The organism is Bacillus sp. 05T21, assembly GCF_056396785.1.
The window spans coordinates 1-497 of record NZ_JBFTMD010000100.1 but is presented as its reverse complement, the minus strand read 5'-3'; the positions used below and the strand labels follow the sequence as shown (position 1 = coordinate 497).

1 protein-coding gene is annotated in these 497 nt (G+C 35.8%); it reads left to right on the top strand.

Annotation, left to right across the window (positions count from 1 at the left end):
• A partial coding sequence (locus tag AC1DKZ_RS32990; RefSeq protein ID WP_476997982.1) for an RNA-guided endonuclease TnpB family protein occupies positions 1-439 on the top strand: 439 nt, incomplete at its 5' end.
• Positions 440-497 lie beyond the last annotated feature (58 nt).

The following is a 497-nucleotide window of genomic DNA, read 5'->3' as shown; positions in this document are numbered from 1 at the left end:
GAATAAACAACGAGTAAAAGTAGCTAGAATTCATGAATACATGACGAATGCTAGAAAAGATTACTTGGACAAAATCTCGACTGAAATCATCAAAAACCACGATGTTATCGGTATAGAGGATTTGCAAGTATCGAATATGTTAAAGAATCATAAGTTAGCAAAAGCAATTAGTGAGGTATCATGGTCACAGTTTCGAACTATGTTGGAATATAAGGCAAAATGGTACGGCAAACAAATCATTGTCGTATCGAAAACATTTGCTTCAAGCCAATTATGTTCTTGTTGTGGATATCAAAACAAAGACGTTAAAAATCTAAACCTACGTAAATGGGACTGCCCTTCTTGTTGTACACACCATGATAGGGATATTAACGCAAGTATCAATCTAAAGAATGAAGCGATAAGGCTTCTAACCGCAAGGACTGTGGAGATAGCCTAATAAATTAGAGTTCGATAGAACTCTTTACTTAGGAATCCCCCTCTTCTAAACGAAGTGA